Below are 15,892 nucleotides of genomic sequence, written 5' to 3' on the forward strand. Positions count from 1 at the left end.
CCTCAGTCGTTCCCGGCGAGCGATGCCAGCCGGGCCAGCATCGAGACGCTCGGGTAGTTGGTCTCGCTGATCTTCTGCATGAGGACCGCGGCGTACGCCGGGACCTCGTCGGGCTCGAGGAGGTCCTCGAGCAGCGTCATCATCGGGATCGACGGGAAGGCGTCCTCCGCGACCTTGTCCATGAGCAGGTCGACGATGCGCGCTCTCGTGTCCGCGTTGTTCGGGTTGTCCGCGTTGTTCCGTTCCATGGTTCGTTCCCCCCTTGGTTGCTCTCCTCCGAGTCCTCAGCGGTACCCGGCGGCGCGCGGCGGATGCTGCTCTGCGGCGTTCGGGGTACCGGGAGGCGTGGGTCGGAAGGAGGCGGTCGTGCCGGGGACGCAACGGGGCTCGAGCCCGTCGGAGCGGTGGCGCGCGGCGCCGTCGCTCACGATCTGGGTGTACGACTCGCCCCTGGGCGGCGCCGCGGGGGAGGTCCGCTTCAAGGAGCTCGTCCGGCGGGGCGCCGTGGTGGTCATCGAGGCCGTCGCCGTGACCTGGGTCCGGGGCAGCCACCGCCCCCACGTCGGACACCTCCGCCGCCGCTCGCCCGCTCCGGGGACGTCCGTCCTCTGCAGCCTGGTCAGCCTGCTCGCCGACTCCGGCCCCGACGGCGGGCACCGGATCTCGGCCCTGGCCTCCCGGCTCACCGGCACGGGCATCGACCACCAGCTCCTCGCGGACGCGCGGCGCGCGTTCGCCCCCGGGACGTCCGCGCTGCTGGTGCTGGCGAGCGACGTCAACCTGGACGTCGTCCGGCCGATCGTCGAGCACGGACGGGCCCGCCGGGGCGTCGTCATGGTGCACGCGGACCTGACGACGCACGCCGTCGAGATGCTCCGCGGCGAACTCCTCCCCCATATTGGGGAGATGTGACGCCAGTCACTGATTTCGCGTCTGGTGGGTGGGGCCGCGGGTACATGGCTGCCGAGGGAGGTGGCCGCGACCTGCACCCCGGGGGGAGTGCATCGACGGCCTGCACACGATGTCTGCGAACTCGAAGATCGCCCTGGCCGTCGCCGGGGGCTACCTGCTGGGGCGGACCAAGAAGCTGCGCCTGGCCATGACCCTCGCCGGGATGCTGGCGGGGAAGAAGCTCGCCACCAACCGCCAGCTCCTGGCGCAGGGCGCCAAGCTGGTCGAGGGCAATCCCCAGCTCAAGGAGCTGCAGGGTCAGCTCACCGGCCGGCTCGTCGAGGTCGCCCGCGAGGCGGCGCTCGTCGCCACGGCGTCCCGGGTGGAGTCGTTGACCCAGTCGCTGAAGGGCGGGAAGCGCGACCAGGGCCGGGACGACGACGAGCCCGACGACGAGCTGGACGACGACGAGGGCTACGAGGACGAGGCCTACGAGGACGAGGAACCCGAGGAGGCCGAGGAGCCCGAGGAGCCCGAAGACGAGGCCGAGGACGAGGCCGAGGAAGAGCCCGAGGACGAGCCCGAGGACGACGAGCCCGAGGACGAGCCCGAGGACGAGCCCGAGGACGAGGAGAGCCCGCCGGAGCGGCGTCCCCGCAAGGCTGCGGCCAAGAAGGCGCCGGCCAAGAAGGCTCCCGCCAAGAGGACGCCGGCCAAGAAGACCACCGCCGCCGCCAAGAAGACGGCCGCCAAGAAGGCCCCCGCCAAGAAGACGGCGGCGAAGCGGTCCACGAGCCGGCGCGGGACGGCGAAGAAGTCGTCCGCCAGCTCGAGGAGGTGAGGGCGATGGCGAAGTCCGAGGGCCACTCGCGCCTCCTGTCCGCGTCGGGCGGACTCGCGCAGGCGCTGGCCGGCAAGGCGGCCGAGTCCGTCGGGAACCGCGTCGCGGGACTGGCGGACCGGCTCGAGGGCGTCGTGACCGGCGAGCCGTCGTCGAGCTCGGGTCCCTCGCTCGGCGAGCGCGTCGTCGGCGCCGTGGGGGCGGTCAAGGACAAGCTCCCGCTCGTGGGTGGGGGCAGCTCGAAGTCGACGAGCGGATCGCCGAAGGCCACCAAGGCGACGAACATCATCGAGGACATCGACGTCGGCGTGCCGGTGCGCGTCGCGTACAACCAGTGGACCGAGTTCGGCGGCTTCCCGACCTTCATGAAGAAGGTGGAGAACGTCCAGTCCGACGAGGACAACAAGCTCACCTGGCGGGCCCAGATCGTCTGGTCGCACCGGACCTGGGAGGCGACGATCCTCGAGCAGGTCCCCGACGAGCGGATCGTGTGGCGCTCCACGGGCGCCAAGGGGCACGTCGACGGCGCCGTCACCTTCCACGAGCTGGGGCCGAACCTGACCCGGATCCTCGTGGTGCTCGAGTACCACCCCAAGGGTCTCTTCGAGCGCACCGGCAACCTGTGGCGCGCCCAGGGACGACGGGCGCGGGTCGAGCTCAAGCACTTCAGGCGCCACGTGATGACCCAGACCGTCCTCGACCCGGACTCGACGGAGGGCTGGCGCGGGACGATCCAGGACGGCGAGGTCGTGCAGACCCACGAGGACGCGCTCGCCGAGGAGAACGACGAGGCCGAGGACCAGTACGAGGACGAGCCGGAAGACGAGCCCGAGGACCAGTACGAGGACGAGCCCGAGGACGACGAGCCCGAGGACGAGTACGAGGAAGACGAGCCCGAGGACGAGTACGAGGACGAGCCCGACTACGAGGACGAGGACGAGGACGAGCGTCCCCGCTCCCGCCGCCGGGCGAGCTGAGCACCGAGACCGGACCGAGACCAGGAGGCAGGACATGACCGTCCAGACGCACCAGCGCTCGGGAGGCTATCTCGAGCGACCGGCCCCGAGCGGGCTCGCCGACGTCATCGACTCGATCCTCGACAAGGGCATCGTGATCGATGCCTACGTCCGGGTGTCGCTGGTGGGGATCGAGCTCCTCACGATCGACGCGCGGATCGTGATCGCGAGCGTCGACACCTACCTCCGGTTCGCGGAGGCGACCAGCCGGCTGGACCTCTACGAGAAGGGCGGCAAGGACCTGGGTGAGATGGTGCACGACCTCCAGCGGGGAGGCGCGGCCGGGAAGGCCCAGGGTGCCGTCGAGGGCGTCAAGCGCGCCCTCTCGCGGGGGCACAGCGACGATGACGACGACGACGAGAGGGAGCGCCGCCCGGCCAGGAAGGCCCCGAGCCGGCGGCGCTCCGAGTCGGACTGATGCCGGCCCGGGCCCCCTCGCGCACGTCGGCACCGACCGAGACCCGCGAGACCGGCGAGACCGGCGAGACCGGCGCACTCATCGTGTTCGGGGTCGTGCCGGCCGCCGGCGCGTCCGGCGTCGAGATGCCCGACGACCTGCGGGTGACGTTCGTCGTCAGCGCGGATCTCGCGGCGGCCGTGGCGCCCGCCCCGCCGTCGTACGTGCGGCCGGGCCGGGCCGAGCTGCTCCACCACCACGGCGTGCTCGACGCACTGGCCGCTCGGGGCGCGACCGTGCCCGTGCGGTTCGGGACCATCGCTCCGGACCGGGCCGGGGTGGTCGATTTCCTCTCCGAGCAGCACGACCGGCTGGCCGCGACGCTCGACGCCCTGACCGGGCGGCGGCAGTTCAACCTGCGCGCCACCTACGTGGAGGACGCCGTCCTGGCCGACCTCGTGGTGAGCGACCCGGAGATCCGGGCGCTGCGCGAGCGCACCCGCGACGTCAGCGAGGACGCGTCCTATCCCGACCGGATCCGGTTGGGGGAGCTCGTCGCCCGGGGACTCGCGGCGCGGGGCGCTCGGGACGCCGACGTCCTCCTCGGCAGTGTCGAGCCGCTGGTCGCCGACCTGCGGGTCCGCAGCGAGCCGGCGGGCACCCAGCTTCTCGACGTCGCGCTGCTGGTGGACGACGCGCGCACGCAGCACCTCCTCGACCGCCTGGAGGGGCTCGCCGAGGAGAACCACGAGCAGATCCGGCTCCGTCTCGTCGGCCCGATGGCGGCCTACGACTTCGCGGGAGACCCGCCATGGGCCTGATCTCCGGCCTCCTCACCCTGCCGCTGGCGCCGTTGCGCGGCACCCTCGGTGTCGCCGACCAGATCCTGCGCCATGCGGAGGAGCGGTTCTACGACCCGGCCCTCATCCGGCAGGAGCTCGAGGAGGTCGAGCGCCGGCGCCAGGACGGCCGGATCGACGAGGCCACCGCCGCGGCCTGGGAGGAGGAGCTGATCGACCGGCTCCTGACCGGACAGGCGAGGGACGGCCATGGCTGAGACCGAGGGCACCCCGAGGCGGAGCGCGGCGTCCGAGCAGCGCGCGCGCCGGCCGGCCCGGCTGTCGGGTCCGCGGGCGGCCGCGCGGGGAGCGCAGCAGCTGGCGGAGCTGACCGGCCGCGAGCTGGAGGGCGTCGTCGGGCTCTCGGACGACGGCGACGGCGAGGGGTGGACGGTGCAGGTCGAGGTGGTCGAGATCCGCCGGATCCCGGGCACGACCGACGTCCTCGCGGTGTACGAGGTCGACCTGGACCGCTCGGGCGACCTGCTCGGCTACCGCCGCGTCGACCGGTACACGCGCGGTGCGGCGGGGGAGAAGTGGCGATGAGCGAGACCGCGGGACGCCCGCTCGAACGGGTCCGGGACAGCACGTCGCTCAGCCGGCACGGGCCCGAGCCGGCCTCGCTCGCCGACATCCTGGAGCGGGTCCTCGACAAGGGCATCATCATCGCCGGCGACATCCGGGTGAACCTCCTCGACATCGAGCTGCTGACGATCAAGCTGCGGCTGCTCGTCGTCTCGGTCGACAAGGCCGAGGAGATGGGCATCGACTGGTGGCGCCACGACCCGATGCTCACCGTGGGCGAGCGTGGGATGGAGGAGGAGAACCGGCAGCTGCGCGAACGCGTCGCCGAGCTCGAGGGCCGCGGCGCGGAGGGGGAGGCGCGCCATGACGGATGACGAGCGCTCGTCCGCCCGGTACCTCTACGCGGTGTGCCGCAGGCTCGATCCCGCCGTCCTGCAGGGAGTTCCGGCCCTGGGCGACGCACCTCTCGACGTCGTGGTGCAGCACGACCTGATGGCCGTCGTCTCGACCGTGTCGCTGGCGGTCTTCGGTGAGGAGGCGCTGCGCCGCAACCTCGAGGACATCGCCTGGCTCGAGGAGACGGCGCGCGTCCACGACGAGGTCGTCCGGGCGGTGTCCCGGTGCGCGCCGACCGCCCCGATGCGGCTGGCCACGATCTGCTTCGACGACGCGGTGGTCCGCGCCCGGCTGCGCGAGTGGTACGTCGACCTGGCCCACGTGCTCGACCGGATCGAGGGCTGCTCGGAGTGGAGCGTGAAGGTGCTGACCGCGCCCACCGATCAGGCGATCGATGACGGGGCGGCGCCGGCCGTCACGAACGGCGCCGACTACCTGCGCCGCAAGAAGCTCCTGGCCGAGCGGCGCTCGGCGCACGACAGCTCGGTCGCCGAGGCAGCCGGGCGGATCCACGACGCACTGGTCCTGCTCGCCCGGGCCAGCCGGATCCTTCCCGCCCAGGACCCGCGGCTCTCCGGCCACCGGGGCACGATGGTCCTCAACGCCGCCTACCTCGTGCCCGACCAGGAGCGCGCCGCGTTCGCGGCCCTCGTCGAGCAGCTGGGCACCCACGACGACCGGGTGGTCGTCGACAGCCGGGGGCCGTGGCCGCCGTACTCCTTCGCGATGCTGGAGGCACGATGACCACCGACGCGGCACGCACCCGCGACCTCGCGCCCGTGGCGCTGGTCGACCTGCTCGACCGGCTTCTCGGCACGGGCGTCGTGGTCGCCGGCGACGTCGTCGTCTCGCTCGCCGGCGTCGACCTGGTCGAGATCCGGCTGCAGCTGCTCGTCACGTCGATCCGGGCCGAGATGGCCGAGCGCCGGACGGCCGCGGCGGGATGAGCGACCGGACGACGGCCGCCCCCGGCGCCGGCCGGCACCGGGCGGTGGTCGCCCAGCGCCTCGAGACCGACGCCGAGGCCGTCGAGCGCGACCTGCTGCGGCTGGTCCTCACCGTCGTCGAGCTGATCCGCCAGCTCATGGAGAAGCAGGCGCTGCGCCGGGTCGACGAGGGGGACCTGACCGACGCCGAGGTCGAGGGCCTCGGCACCGGGCTGATGCACCTCGAGCAGGCGATGGAGGACCTGAAGGACCGCTACGGGCTCTGCGCTGAGGACCTCAACATCGACCTCGGGCCGCTGGGGAGCCTGCTTCCCGGCCGGACCGACGAGCTCTAGCCGTCGCGGCTAGAGCCGGTGGCCGAGCCTGCGGTAGAGGCCCAGCTCTGCTCGGACGGCGCGCGGCACCGGCGCTCCGGAGCGCTCGATCGTGGCGGCGTACTCCTCGAGCGCCGCGACGAGGTGGGCGCGGAAGGGCTCGGCGTCGAGCCGAGCGCCGGTACGGCGGGCCGCCTGGAGCTGCGCGCGGGCCGAGTCCACCTCGGCCAGGCAGGCGCCCAGGAGTGCGCGGTCGTGGCGCTGCTCGCGCGGGGGTCGGGGGTCGATCCCTGACATCGTGGGCTCCGAGCTGCTCGGTCCGGCCGACGCGGGGTGCGCTGGGGGGCGGGCACTATCCAGCCTACGTCGCGGGCGTGCAGCGGATGCGGGCCGACGGGCGGCCCGGGCGGTTCTGGTCAGGTCGCCCCCTCTTGCTCAGGTCGCCGGTCTGGCGCGCGGCCGACCGGGTAGCGGAATTGCAGTCGGCGTGCTCTCGGGCACACTGGCGAGGCCCTGGTCGGATGGTGGGCTCCAGACCGGCTGGGGTCGCCCCGGGGGGTCAGCGGGGTGCGCCGGGCGTGACCACCCGGACGTCGCCCGCGGTCCGCAGCCGCACCTCGAGCTCGCGGCGCGCGAACCGCCATCCCCCGTCGGTACGGCGGTAGTGGTCGCGGTAGACGACGTGCCAGGTGTCGTCCCGGGCGCCGCCGTCGCGCTCGAACGCGTGGTGGGCGACGCAGGCCACCCGGCCCCGGGCCTCGTCGGCCGAGACGGCGTCGAACACGGTCCCCACGACGGCGTGGACGGTCACCGGCAGCCGGCGCACCGCGCCGAGTGCGGCGGCGATGGCGTCGAGCCCGTCGTGGGTGACGGTGTCGGGCGAGCGACCGGGGTCGGTGGGGGCGGTCATGGTGGCGTCGGGCGCGAAGAGGGCGAGGACGGCGTCGAGGTCGCGGTCGTCGACGCCGGCCGCGTAGCGGTGGACGAGGTCGGCGAGGGCGAGGTGGTCGGCGGGGGAGAGCGACGTCATGGGCCGAGGCTAGACATGAAGCGCAGGTGCACGTCGCGGTCTTCCGGCCAGCGGGATCGGCGGCTATCGTGGACGCCGCCCCCGCAGAGGCCTCTGATCTTTCAGATTTTCTGAAAGGTGCCCTGCAGAACTCCTCGATGGACGCGCACTCTCGCCCGCCCACAGACTCCCTTCCTGAGATCCCAGCGCGGACCCGATCGGATCGGGCCGCCTCACAGGAAGCGCGATCTATGGCGAAACGATCCCGGAGAGTGGTGCCCGTCGGGCTCGCCCTCGTCCTGGCCCTCGCGGTGGCCGGCTGCAATGCCAACTCGTCGTCCGACGGCTCGACCAAGGACAAGAACACGACGGCGATGGAGTCCGTGCCCCAGGGCGGGACGCTGCACTACCTCTCGCGGAAGGCGACCGAGTCCTTCGAGACCGCCAACGCGCAGATGGTGCCGACCAGCCGGCTGCGGTGGGTGCACCGTGGACTGACGTCGTGGCAGACGTTCCCCGACAAGGACACGATCCTCGTCCCCGACCTCGCCAAGGACACCGGCACGACCGACGACGGCGGCAAGACCTGGACGTTCGAGCTCCAGGAGGGCCTGAAGTTCTCCGACGGCAGCCCGATCACCGCGCAGGACGTGAAGTACGGCATCGAGCGGTCGTTCGCGCCGATGTTCCAGGGCGGTCTCGGCTACCACAAGACGCTGCTCGAGGGCGGCACCGACTACGACGGCCCGTACGACGGCAAGGAGCTCGACTCCATCGAGGTCGTCGACGAGCACAAGATCGTCTTCCACCTCACCCGCCCGTTCGGCAACTGGCCGTGGATCGTGAGCATGCCGGCCTTCGCGCCGGTGCCGGAGGCGGCCGACACCGAGCCGGAGACGTACGGCGAGAAGCCGGTCGCCAGCGGCCCGTACATGGTGACCAGCTTCAGCAAGGGCACCCAGGCCGTCCTGGAGCGCAACCCGAACTGGAAGGCGGACACCGACCAGGCCCGCCTGGCCGGCCCGGACAAGATCATCCTCGACATGGGCCTGAACAACGACACGATCGTGCAGCGGCTCATCGACGACAAGGGCGACGACAAGAACGCGATCAGCAACGCGCTCATCTCGCCGTCGCAGTTCCAGCGGATCGAGTCCGACACGTCGATCTCGGACCGGCTGGCCAACGGCCCCTCGGGCTACTTCCGCTACCTCGCGATGAACGTGAAGCGGCCCGGCCTCTCCGACGTCCGGGTGCGCCAGGCGATCAACTACGCGATCAACAAGTCCGAGATCCAGAGCGTGTACGGCGGCCCGAAGTTCGGTGGTCAGATCACCTCGTCGATCATGACCGAGGGCATCCCCGGCGCCACCGACTACGACCTGTACCCGGGCGGCGACACCGGTGACGTCGAGAAGGCCAAGGAGCTGCTCGACGAGGCCGGCGTGAAGAACCTCAAGCTCACGCTGACCTACCCGACCGACGTCAGCGCGATCGAGGAGAAGGAGGCCCTGAGCGTCAAGAACTCGCTCAAGCGGGTCGGCATCGACGTCGAGCTCAAGGGTCTCGACGGCAGCACCTGGTACGAGCTGATCTCGGACGCCAAGGGTGACTACGACCTGACCACGAACGGCTGGGGCGCCGACTTCCCGAGCGGCATGAGCACCATCCAGCCGCTGTTCGCGTCGAGCGAGATCGGCAACGGCGGCGGCAACGCCTCGCAGTACTCCAACCCCGAGGTCGACGCGGCGATCGACGCCGCGATCTCCGAGCCCGACCTCGACAAGGCCGCCGAGATGTGGGCCGCGATCGACAAGCAGATCATGGAGGACGCTCCGATCGTCCCGTTCCTCGTGCAGCGCACGCAGGCACTGGCCGGGTCGAACATCCTGAACTACTTCATGCCCGCCTACCCGCCGTTCGCGAACGAGCTGGTCGTCGGTGTCGATCACTGAGATCGAGCAGGCGGAGGGCCGGCGCTCGTCGGTCCTCCGCCGCTTCCTCCGCAGGAAGTCAGGCGTCGCCGGGCTGGTCATGCTCGTCGTGCCGCTGGTCGCGGGGCTCTGCGCCCCGCTGCTGGTCCGGCTCGAGGGCCAGGACCCGCACACCTTCCACACCGACCTGCTCGACCCGGACGGCGGCCGCCCGCTCGGCGCCCTCGGGGGCGTGAGCGCCGACCACTGGCTGGGCGTCGTCCCGGTCACCGGCATCGACCTGTTCGCGCAGATCGTCTACGGCATCCGCTCCTCGCTGTTCATCGCGTTCGGCGCGAGCATCCTGGCGATCGTCGTCGCGGCGGTCCTGGGCACGGCGATGGGCTACTTCGGCGGCTGGCTCAACGCGGTCGGCGGCCGGCTCATCGACTTCATGTTCGGCTTCCCGGGCCTGATGTTCGTGATCGCGATCATGGCGATCGTGCCGCCGGAGATGCCCCGTGGACTGGTGCTCGTGCTGGTCCTCGCCTTCTTCGGCTGGACCGTGCCGGCCCGGATCATCGGCGCCCAGGCGAGCGCCATCAACGCGCGCGCCTTCGTCGAGGCCGCCCGGGCCACCGGGGCTCCGGCGAGCCAGATCATCCGCCGCGAGATGCTGCCGCACCTCTTCGGCCTGGTCGTCGTCCTGTTCGCGATGTCCCTGCCCGCCAACGTCAGCGTCGTCGCGGGCCTGTCCTTCCTCGGCGTCGGCCTGCGCGGCGACGTGCCCGACCTCGGCAAGCTGCTCTCGGACTCGCTGCCGTGGATCTACAGCGGCGCCGACGTCTGGTACATGCTCTTCCCCGGCGCCGTGGTGTTCCTGATCGTCTTCGGCGCCACGCTCGCCGGTGACGCGCTCCGCGACGTCCTCGACGTGCGCACGGAGGATGCCGCATGATCACCTACATCGCCCGACGCATGGTCACCGCGGTGTTCATGCTCCTCGCGATCGCCTTCGTGACGATCGCCCTGTTCTTCGGGGCCTCCAAGGACCCGGCGCGCGCCATGTGCGGCAAGCCGTGCCCGGCGGAGACCAAGGAGAAGGTCAGTGCCTACATGCAGACCGACCAGAGCGTCGTGTGGCAGTACGGCCAGTTCGTCAAGGGACTCGTCGCCGGCCGCACGTACGGAGAGGGCCGGCAGCAGGTGCACTGCGACGCACCGTGCTTCGGCTACTCGTTCCCCAACCGCAGCGACGTCACGTCGCTCATCACCGAGCGGCTGCCGGTGACGCTGTCGCTCGCCGCGGGAGCGGCGGTGCTGTGCCTCGTGGTGGGCATCGGGCTGGGCGCGCTGTCGGCGATCCGAAGAGGCGGGCTCGTGGACCGGTTCTCGACCGGGTTCGCGATGTTCGGCCTGTCCGTACCGACCTTCCTGGTCGGCCTGCTGGTCGTGCAGGTGTTCGGCTTCATGCTCAACGCGCTGCCGTACTCGGGCTTCGTGTCGTTCTCGGAGTCGCCCGCCGACTGGGCCTGGCACCTGATCGGACCGTGGATGGTGCTGTCGTTCATCCTCGCCGCGGGCTACATCAGGGTGACCCGGACGCAGCTCCTCAACGAGCTCTCGGCCGAGCACCTGGTCGCGATGACCGCCCGCGGCGCCTCGCCCCGGCAGGTCAACCGGCACGCCGTGCGCGGCGTGATGGTGCCGGTGGTGGCGATGTTCGCGCTCGACGTGACCGCCCTGCTGGGCGGCTCGGTGATCGCGGAGAAGGTCTTCAGCCTGCACGGGCTCGGCGACCTGCTGCTCTCCGGCGTCAACGAGTCCGACCTGAGCATCGTCGTCGGGGTGACTCTCTTCTCCGCCTTCCTCATCATCGTCGGCAACCTGATCGCCGACCTGCTGATGCCCCTTCTCGACCCGAGGATCCGCCGTGCCTGACCCCGTGCTGCAGGTCGAGGACCTGTCGATCTCGTTCACCAGCGGCGGCGTCAGCGCGGACGTCGTCCGCGACCTCTCGGTGACGCTGGACGGCGGCCGCACGCTCGCGGTCGTCGGCGAGTCGGGGTCGGGCAAGACGATCACCGGCCGCGCGATCATGCAGCTGCTGCCGCAGGCCGCGAGCGCCCGTGGACGGATCGTGGTCGCAGGCCGCGAGATGCTCTCCGCCGACGAGCGCGAGCTGCGCCGGGCCCGTGGGTCCGACGTGGCGATGGTGTTCCAGGACTCCATGTCGGCACTGAGCCCGTACCTCGACATCGGCGCGCACATCGCCCAGGCGGTGCGCCTGCACGACCGCTCGGTCAGCCGGCGGGCCGCACGCCTGCGGGCGGTGGAGATGCTCGAACGGGTCGGCATCCCCGAGCCGGCGGACGCCGTCCGACGGTTCCCGCACGAGTTCTCCGGCGGCATGCGGCAGCGGGCGGTGATCGCGATGGCGCTGGTCAACCGGCCGGCGCTGCTCATCGCCGACGAGCCGACGACGGCGCTCGACGTCACCGTGCAGGCGCAGATCCTGGCGCTGCTGCGCGAGCTCCAGCAGGAGTTCGGCATGGCGATGCTGCTGATCAGCCACGACTTCGGGGTCGTGGCGAGCGCGGCGGACGACGTCCTCGTGCTCTACGCCGGCCGCGAGGCCGAGTACGGCAGCCTGCGCGACATCTTCGAGCACCCCGCGCACCCCTACACCGCGGGCCTCCGCGGTGCGACGCCGCGCCTCGACGCCCGTCTCGACAGCAACGGGGAGCGGACCCGGCTCCGCGCGATCCCCGGCGCGCCGACGTCCCTGCGCGACGCGGGCGCGGGGTGCGCCTTCGCGCCCCGCTGTGCGCTCGCGGACCGCGTGGGGGAGCGCTGCGTTGTCGAGGTGCCGCTGCCCACCCTCCGCACGGCGAGCACCGACGGCGGCGTGCACCGCGCCGCCTGCCACCTCGACCGGCTCCCGACCCTCGAGGAGGTCGCCCGATGAGCGCCGACGCCCCGATCCTGGAGATGACCGACGTCAGCAAGCGCTTCCGGACGCCGGGTGGCTTCGGCCGGCGCCGCAACGGCTTCCTGGCCGTCGACGGCGTCTCGCTGCGGGTCGAGCGTGGCGAGGCCCTGGGGCTGGTCGGCGAGTCCGGCTCCGGCAAGTCGACGCTCGCCCGGATGGCCAACGGCCTGGTGACACCGACGTCCGGCACGGTCCGCACCGACGGCCAGGACGTCGCGGCACTGAGCCGGCGCGGCCTGCGCCGGCTGCGGCGCAACGTGGCGATGGTGTTCCAGGACCCGCTGGCCTCGCTCAACCCGCGCCAGACCGTGCGGCAGACGCTCGAGAACGTCTACCGCGCGCACGGCGAGACGACGTCGACCGGCGAGCTCGTCGCACTGCTGGAGTCGGTCGGCCTCGGCCCCGACTACCTCGGGCGCTACCCGCACGAGGCGTCCGGCGGCCAGCTCCAGCGCGTCGCCGTCGCCCGGGCGCTCGCGCTCAAGCCCGACCTGATCATCGCCGACGAGCCGACCTCCGCGCTCGACGTCAGCGTGCGGGCCCAGATCCTCAACCTGCTCGCCGACCTCCAGCGCGACCAGGGGATCTCGTTCCTGCACGTCAGCCACGACCTGGCGGTCATCCGGCTCTACAGCGACCGGGTCGCCGTCATGCAGCGCGGGCGCGTCGTCGAGACCGGCCCGTCGGACGAGATCTTCCGATCCCCGCAGCACCCCTGCACGCAGGCGCTCGTGGCCGCGACCCCGGAGGCCGAGCTGCCGACCTGACCTTCGCCCGAGCGCTGCACGGCGCCGACGGGCCGTGCCACGATCAGCACATGACGCACCGATAGAGAGAAGAGACGTGGGAACCGACCTGTTCGTCCGGACGTACGGGCGGGACGCAGCCGATGCGCCCGCCATCCTGATCCTGCACGGCGCCGTGGAGTCCGGCGCGTGCTACGGCGACGCCGTCGACCGGTGGGGCGGCGACTTCCACATCGTCGCGCCGGACGCGCGCGGCCACGGCAAGTCGCCCGGCCGCCGCGCCGACCACGAGGGCGTGCCGTCGACCGACGTGATGGTGCAGGACGCGATCGACATCCTCAGCGACCTGCTCGAGGCGACCGGCCGCAAGACGCTGGTCGTCGGGCACTCGATGGGGGCCCGGATCGCCGCTTTCGTCGCGGCCGACGCGCCGCACCTGGTGGCGGGCGTGGTCCTGGAGGACCCGCCGTGGTGGGTGCCCGAGGCCGGTCCCAACCCGTGGCTGAGCGTGCCGGCCGACCAGCGTGAGCGGGACCCCTTCGACGAGGTCGAGACCTCGACGCTCGACGACCTCGTCGCGCTGCAGCGCGAGCTCAAGCCGCACTGGCCCGAGCAGGAGCTGCTGCCGCTGGCCGAGGCGATGAAGGCCGTCGACACCGACTACATGGAGCAGCGCCTGCACGAGAAGCGCCGGATCTGGACGCCGACCGCGCGCCAGATCACCGTCGGACCGGCCGGCGTGCCCGCGCTGCTCGTGACGGGCACCGGCGACGTCATCGTCGACAAGCACTCCCGCGACCGGCTCACCGCCGTCGCGCCGGGCTTCGACGTCGTCGTCATCGACGGCGCGGGGCACTGCGTGCGCCGGGACGTGCCCGAGGAGTACCACCGGCACGTCGACGCCTTCCTGCGCGAGAACGCCCCGTCGGCCGGAGCCGTCACTCGACGCTGAACGTGTCGGACCGCGCGAGCGGGCCGTGGATCTCCGAGTCCGGCTCGGCGAGCGCGGCCCGCATCGCGTCCAACCCCGCGCGGACGACGGGGTGCCCCTGGTTGTCGCGCCGCGTCGTCATGATCACCTTGCGCAGCGGCGCGATGCCGCGGGTCGGCAGGATCGTCACCCAGTCGGCGTCGCGGGCCGAGAGCGCGGATTCGGGCACCAGGCAGATGCCCGCCTCGGCCGCGACCAGGGCGAGCGCCGCGCGGTAGTCGTCCGAGACGTGCGCGATCGGCGGGTGGAAGCCGACCTCGGCGCATGCCTGCAGCACCATCGCGCGGCACGGGTTGCCCGGTGACGGCATGATCCAGCCGTCCTCGGTGAGCTGGGTGAGCTCGATGCCCTCCTCGCCGGCGAGGGGGTGCCCGTGGGGGAGCACGGCCCGGAACCGCTCGATGTAGAGCGGGAACTTGGCGATGTCGGGGGAGTCGCGCTCGGGGTCCGACTCGTACTCCAGGCTCACCGTGACGTCGATGTCGCCCCGCATGAGCATCCGGTGGCTCATGTGCGCCTCTGCGTCGACGACGGTCACGCTCACCCCCGGCGCCTGGCGCCGCAGCTCGACGATCGCCGGTGCCACGACGCCGTTGATCGCCGTCGGGAAGGCGCCGATCCGCAGCTGCCCCAGGACGCCGCCCGCGTGCGCGGCCAGGTCGGCCTCGGCCAGCTTGAGCCGCGAGCTGATCTCCTCGGCGTGCTCGGCGAGGATGCGCCCGGCCGGCGTCAGCGCCAGCTTGCGGCCGGTCCGCACCACGAGAGCGTGCCCCACCTCGCGCTCCAGCGCGGAGAGCTGCTGGGAGACCGCCGACGGCGTCAGGTGCAGCGCCGCCGCGGTCGCGGTGACCGAGTCGGAGAGCACGAAGGCGCGGAGGACGAGGAGTCGTCGGGGATCGATCGTGGGCACGCGGGCTCCGTCGCGAGTCGGCCGGGCGTCCGTCGCGGTGGGGGATCCGCGCGGCGTGTCCGGGGGGTTCCGATGCTATCGGGACGCGGACCCCGGCGACCCGAGCCCGCGCGGGGTCCGTCCGGTCCACCGGCGGTGCGCCACGACGAGGCTGGTCGCCTCGGCATAGCCCAGTCGGGCGGCGACGTCGTCGAGGGCGAGCTCCGGGTCGGCGAGGAGGCGCTCGGCGGCGCGGGCGCGGACGTCGTCCAGCAGGGCGCGGTACGACGTGCCGGCGTCCTGGAGCCGGCGACGCAGGGAGCGCTCGCTGAGGCCGAGGGCGGTGGCGACCGCGGCCATCGGGGCGCCGTCCTCGAGGCGCTGGGCGATGAGGATCCGCACCTCCTCGGCGATCCCGTGCCGGCGCCGGCGCGGCGAGACCAGGTCGCGGCACAGCGACTCGGCCAGGGCGAAGGCGTGCGCGTTGGCCTGGGGGAGCGCGAGGCCGAGCCAGGACGCGTCGAAGCGCAGCGTCGCGTGCGGGGCCGCCCACCGCGGCGTGACGCCGAAGGCCGCGCGGTGGGCGGCGTCGTGCTCGGGCGGCGGTGCGGGGAACGGAAGGCCGACCGCGCTCAACCGGGGCGCCCCGCCGCAGATCTCGCGCAGCACCGTCCAGATCGCCGCCAGGTCGCGCTCGACCACGAACCGTCGCACGTCGTCGGGCACGCCCCGGTCGTCACCGGTGACGACGACGTCGTCGCCCTCGACGACGGCAGCGAGCGGCGTGAACGAGAAGCTGAGGTCGATGAACCGCAGCGCCAGGTTGGCAGCGTCGCCGAGGGTCGGGCTGCTCAGGAGGGCGAAGCCCAGCGGCCCGAACGTGGACGCGTGGTAGGCCGCGCCCACGCGGGCGCCGCTCACGGCCGGGGTGCTCGCGAGCAGGTTGCGCACCACGCGCAGCTCCTGGGCCGCGGTGACCTCGCGGTGGTGGTCCGCCACGTCGCGCGGGGTGAGGCCGGTGCCGCGCAGCAGCGTGGCCGGGTCGAGGCCGTGCTCGCCCCCGACCGCGACGAGCAGCGCCGTCCCGGCGACGTGACGGGGGAAGTCCCAGTCGCGGGTGGCGGCCGACTCGAACTGCGCGGACATCATGGCCGGAATTATGGATCGGTTGGCCGGAGGTCGCTGG

Annotated in this window: 22 protein-coding genes; 17 read left to right on the forward strand and 5 right to left on the reverse strand. The window is 72.5% G+C overall.

The window, feature by feature from the left end; translation table 11 throughout:
• Positions 1 to 2: 2 nt before the first annotated feature.
• Positions 3 to 248 carry a hypothetical protein gene (locus tag BM223_RS13070; RefSeq protein WP_038678845.1) on the reverse strand — a complete coding sequence of 82 codons (246 nt, stop codon included), beginning with the start codon at positions 246 to 248 and terminating at the stop codon, positions 3 to 5.
• A gap of 118 nt (positions 249 to 366) precedes the next feature.
• On the opposite strand from BM223_RS13070, the gene BM223_RS13075 reads away from it, so the two are divergent.
• From BM223_RS13075 to BM223_RS13125, 11 genes are all read left to right on the forward strand, one after another.
• On the forward strand, positions 367 to 912 hold the full coding sequence (locus BM223_RS13075; RefSeq protein WP_038678847.1) for a DUF1269 domain-containing protein: 546 nt from the start codon (positions 367 to 369) through the stop codon (positions 910 to 912).
• Positions 913 to 1,021: 109 nt separating this feature from the next.
• Complete coding sequence (locus tag BM223_RS28995) at positions 1,022 to 1,732, forward strand: histone protein (RefSeq protein WP_158510199.1); 711 nt, start codon at positions 1,022 to 1,024, stop codon at positions 1,730 to 1,732.
• 5 nt (positions 1,733 to 1,737) lie between these two features.
• Positions 1,738 to 2,709 (forward strand): SRPBCC family protein, encoded by a 972-nt coding sequence (locus BM223_RS13085; protein ID WP_075018611.1) that lies wholly within the window; start codon positions 1,738 to 1,740, stop codon positions 2,707 to 2,709.
• Positions 2,710 to 2,743: 34 nt separating this feature from the next.
• Positions 2,744 to 3,166: a gas vesicle protein GvpJ gene (gene gvpJ, locus BM223_RS13090; protein ID WP_038678848.1), complete on the forward strand. Its 423-nt coding sequence runs from the start codon at positions 2,744 to 2,746 to the stop codon at positions 3,164 to 3,166.
• A complete protein-coding gene (locus tag BM223_RS13095; protein WP_052138597.1) occupies positions 3,166 to 3,966 on the forward strand; it encodes a GvpL/GvpF family gas vesicle protein in 801 nt (266 codons plus the stop codon). The genes gvpJ (BM223_RS13090) and BM223_RS13095 overlap by 1 nt, the downstream gene beginning before the upstream one ends.
• Complete coding sequence (locus BM223_RS13100; RefSeq protein WP_038678850.1) at positions 3,957 to 4,202, forward strand: gas vesicle protein GvpG; 246 nt, start codon at positions 3,957 to 3,959, stop codon at positions 4,200 to 4,202. The genes BM223_RS13095 and BM223_RS13100 overlap by 10 nt, the downstream gene beginning before the upstream one ends.
• Positions 4,195 to 4,530, forward strand: coding sequence for a gas vesicle protein GvpO (locus BM223_RS13105; protein ID WP_038678852.1), 336 nt, complete (start codon positions 4,195 to 4,197; stop codon positions 4,528 to 4,530). Before BM223_RS13100 ends, BM223_RS13105 begins: the two co-directional genes overlap by 8 nt.
• Complete coding sequence (locus BM223_RS13110; protein WP_038684332.1) at positions 4,527 to 4,883, forward strand: gas vesicle protein; 357 nt, start codon at positions 4,527 to 4,529, stop codon at positions 4,881 to 4,883. The genes BM223_RS13105 and BM223_RS13110 overlap by 4 nt, the downstream gene beginning before the upstream one ends.
• On the forward strand, positions 4,873 to 5,649 hold the full coding sequence (locus tag BM223_RS13115) for a GvpL/GvpF family gas vesicle protein (RefSeq protein WP_038678854.1): 777 nt from the start codon (positions 4,873 to 4,875) through the stop codon (positions 5,647 to 5,649). The genes BM223_RS13110 and BM223_RS13115 overlap by 11 nt, the downstream gene beginning before the upstream one ends.
• Complete coding sequence (gene gvpJ / locus BM223_RS13120; protein ID WP_038678855.1) at positions 5,646 to 5,852, forward strand: gas vesicle protein GvpJ; 207 nt, start codon at positions 5,646 to 5,648, stop codon at positions 5,850 to 5,852. The genes BM223_RS13115 and gvpJ (BM223_RS13120) overlap by 4 nt, the downstream gene beginning before the upstream one ends.
• Entirely contained in the window at positions 5,849 to 6,187 is a 339-nt protein-coding gene (locus BM223_RS13125) for a gas vesicle protein K (protein WP_038678857.1), read from the forward strand. Before gvpJ (BM223_RS13120) ends, BM223_RS13125 begins: the two co-directional genes overlap by 4 nt.
• 9 nt (positions 6,188 to 6,196) lie before the next feature.
• On the opposite strand, the gene BM223_RS13130 is transcribed toward BM223_RS13125, so the two are convergent.
• The gene (locus BM223_RS13130) at positions 6,197 to 6,463 is read right to left on the reverse strand and encodes a hypothetical protein (protein ID WP_038678859.1); all 267 of its coding nucleotides are present in this window, start codon (positions 6,461 to 6,463) and stop codon (positions 6,197 to 6,199) included.
• Positions 6,464 to 6,725: 262 nt separating this feature from the next.
• Positions 6,726 to 7,196 carry a nuclear transport factor 2 family protein gene (locus tag BM223_RS13135; RefSeq protein WP_052138598.1) on the reverse strand — a complete coding sequence of 157 codons (471 nt, stop codon included), beginning with the start codon at positions 7,194 to 7,196 and terminating at the stop codon, positions 6,726 to 6,728.
• Positions 7,197 to 7,447: 251 nt separating this feature from the next.
• On the opposite strand from BM223_RS13135, the gene BM223_RS13140 reads away from it, so the two are divergent.
• The 6 genes from BM223_RS13140 (at position 7,448) to BM223_RS13165 (ending at position 13,778) form a co-directional block, all read left to right on the forward strand.
• On the forward strand, positions 7,448 to 9,130 hold the full coding sequence (locus BM223_RS13140) for an ABC transporter substrate-binding protein (protein WP_235319266.1): 1,683 nt from the start codon (positions 7,448 to 7,450) through the stop codon (positions 9,128 to 9,130).
• A complete protein-coding gene (locus tag BM223_RS13145; protein ID WP_052138601.1) occupies positions 9,117 to 10,046 on the forward strand; it encodes an ABC transporter permease in 930 nt (309 codons plus the stop codon). The genes BM223_RS13140 and BM223_RS13145 overlap by 14 nt, the downstream gene beginning before the upstream one ends.
• The gene (locus BM223_RS13150; protein WP_038678862.1) at positions 10,043 to 11,029 is read left to right on the forward strand and encodes an ABC transporter permease; all 987 of its coding nucleotides are present in this window, start codon (positions 10,043 to 10,045) and stop codon (positions 11,027 to 11,029) included. Before BM223_RS13145 ends, BM223_RS13150 begins: the two co-directional genes overlap by 4 nt.
• Positions 11,022 to 12,056: an ABC transporter ATP-binding protein gene (locus BM223_RS13155; RefSeq protein ID WP_038678863.1), complete on the forward strand. Its 1,035-nt coding sequence runs from the start codon at positions 11,022 to 11,024 to the stop codon at positions 12,054 to 12,056. The genes BM223_RS13150 and BM223_RS13155 overlap by 8 nt, the downstream gene beginning before the upstream one ends.
• Positions 12,053 to 12,847: an ATP-binding cassette domain-containing protein gene (locus tag BM223_RS13160; protein WP_052138603.1), complete on the forward strand. Its 795-nt coding sequence runs from the start codon at positions 12,053 to 12,055 to the stop codon at positions 12,845 to 12,847. The genes BM223_RS13155 and BM223_RS13160 overlap by 4 nt, the downstream gene beginning before the upstream one ends.
• 76 nt (positions 12,848 to 12,923) lie before the next feature.
• Positions 12,924 to 13,778 carry an alpha/beta fold hydrolase gene (locus tag BM223_RS13165; protein ID WP_038678865.1) on the forward strand — a complete coding sequence of 285 codons (855 nt, stop codon included), beginning with the start codon at positions 12,924 to 12,926 and terminating at the stop codon, positions 13,776 to 13,778.
• Here BM223_RS13165 and BM223_RS13170 read toward each other — a convergent pair.
• Positions 13,765 to 14,727 carry a LysR family transcriptional regulator gene (locus BM223_RS13170; RefSeq protein ID WP_052138605.1) on the reverse strand — a complete coding sequence of 321 codons (963 nt, stop codon included), beginning with the start codon at positions 14,725 to 14,727 and terminating at the stop codon, positions 13,765 to 13,767. The two genes, BM223_RS13165 and BM223_RS13170, sit on opposite strands and share 14 nt — an antisense overlap.
• A 75-nt stretch (positions 14,728 to 14,802) precedes the next feature.
• Complete coding sequence (locus BM223_RS13175; protein WP_052138606.1) at positions 14,803 to 15,855, reverse strand: AraC family transcriptional regulator; 1,053 nt, start codon at positions 15,853 to 15,855, stop codon at positions 14,803 to 14,805.
• Between the last annotated feature and the right edge of the window lie 37 nt (positions 15,856 to 15,892).

It is taken from the genome of Pimelobacter simplex, assembly GCF_900114845.1.
Lineage (GTDB): Bacteria > Actinomycetota > Actinomycetes > Propionibacteriales > Nocardioidaceae > Nocardioides > Nocardioides simplex.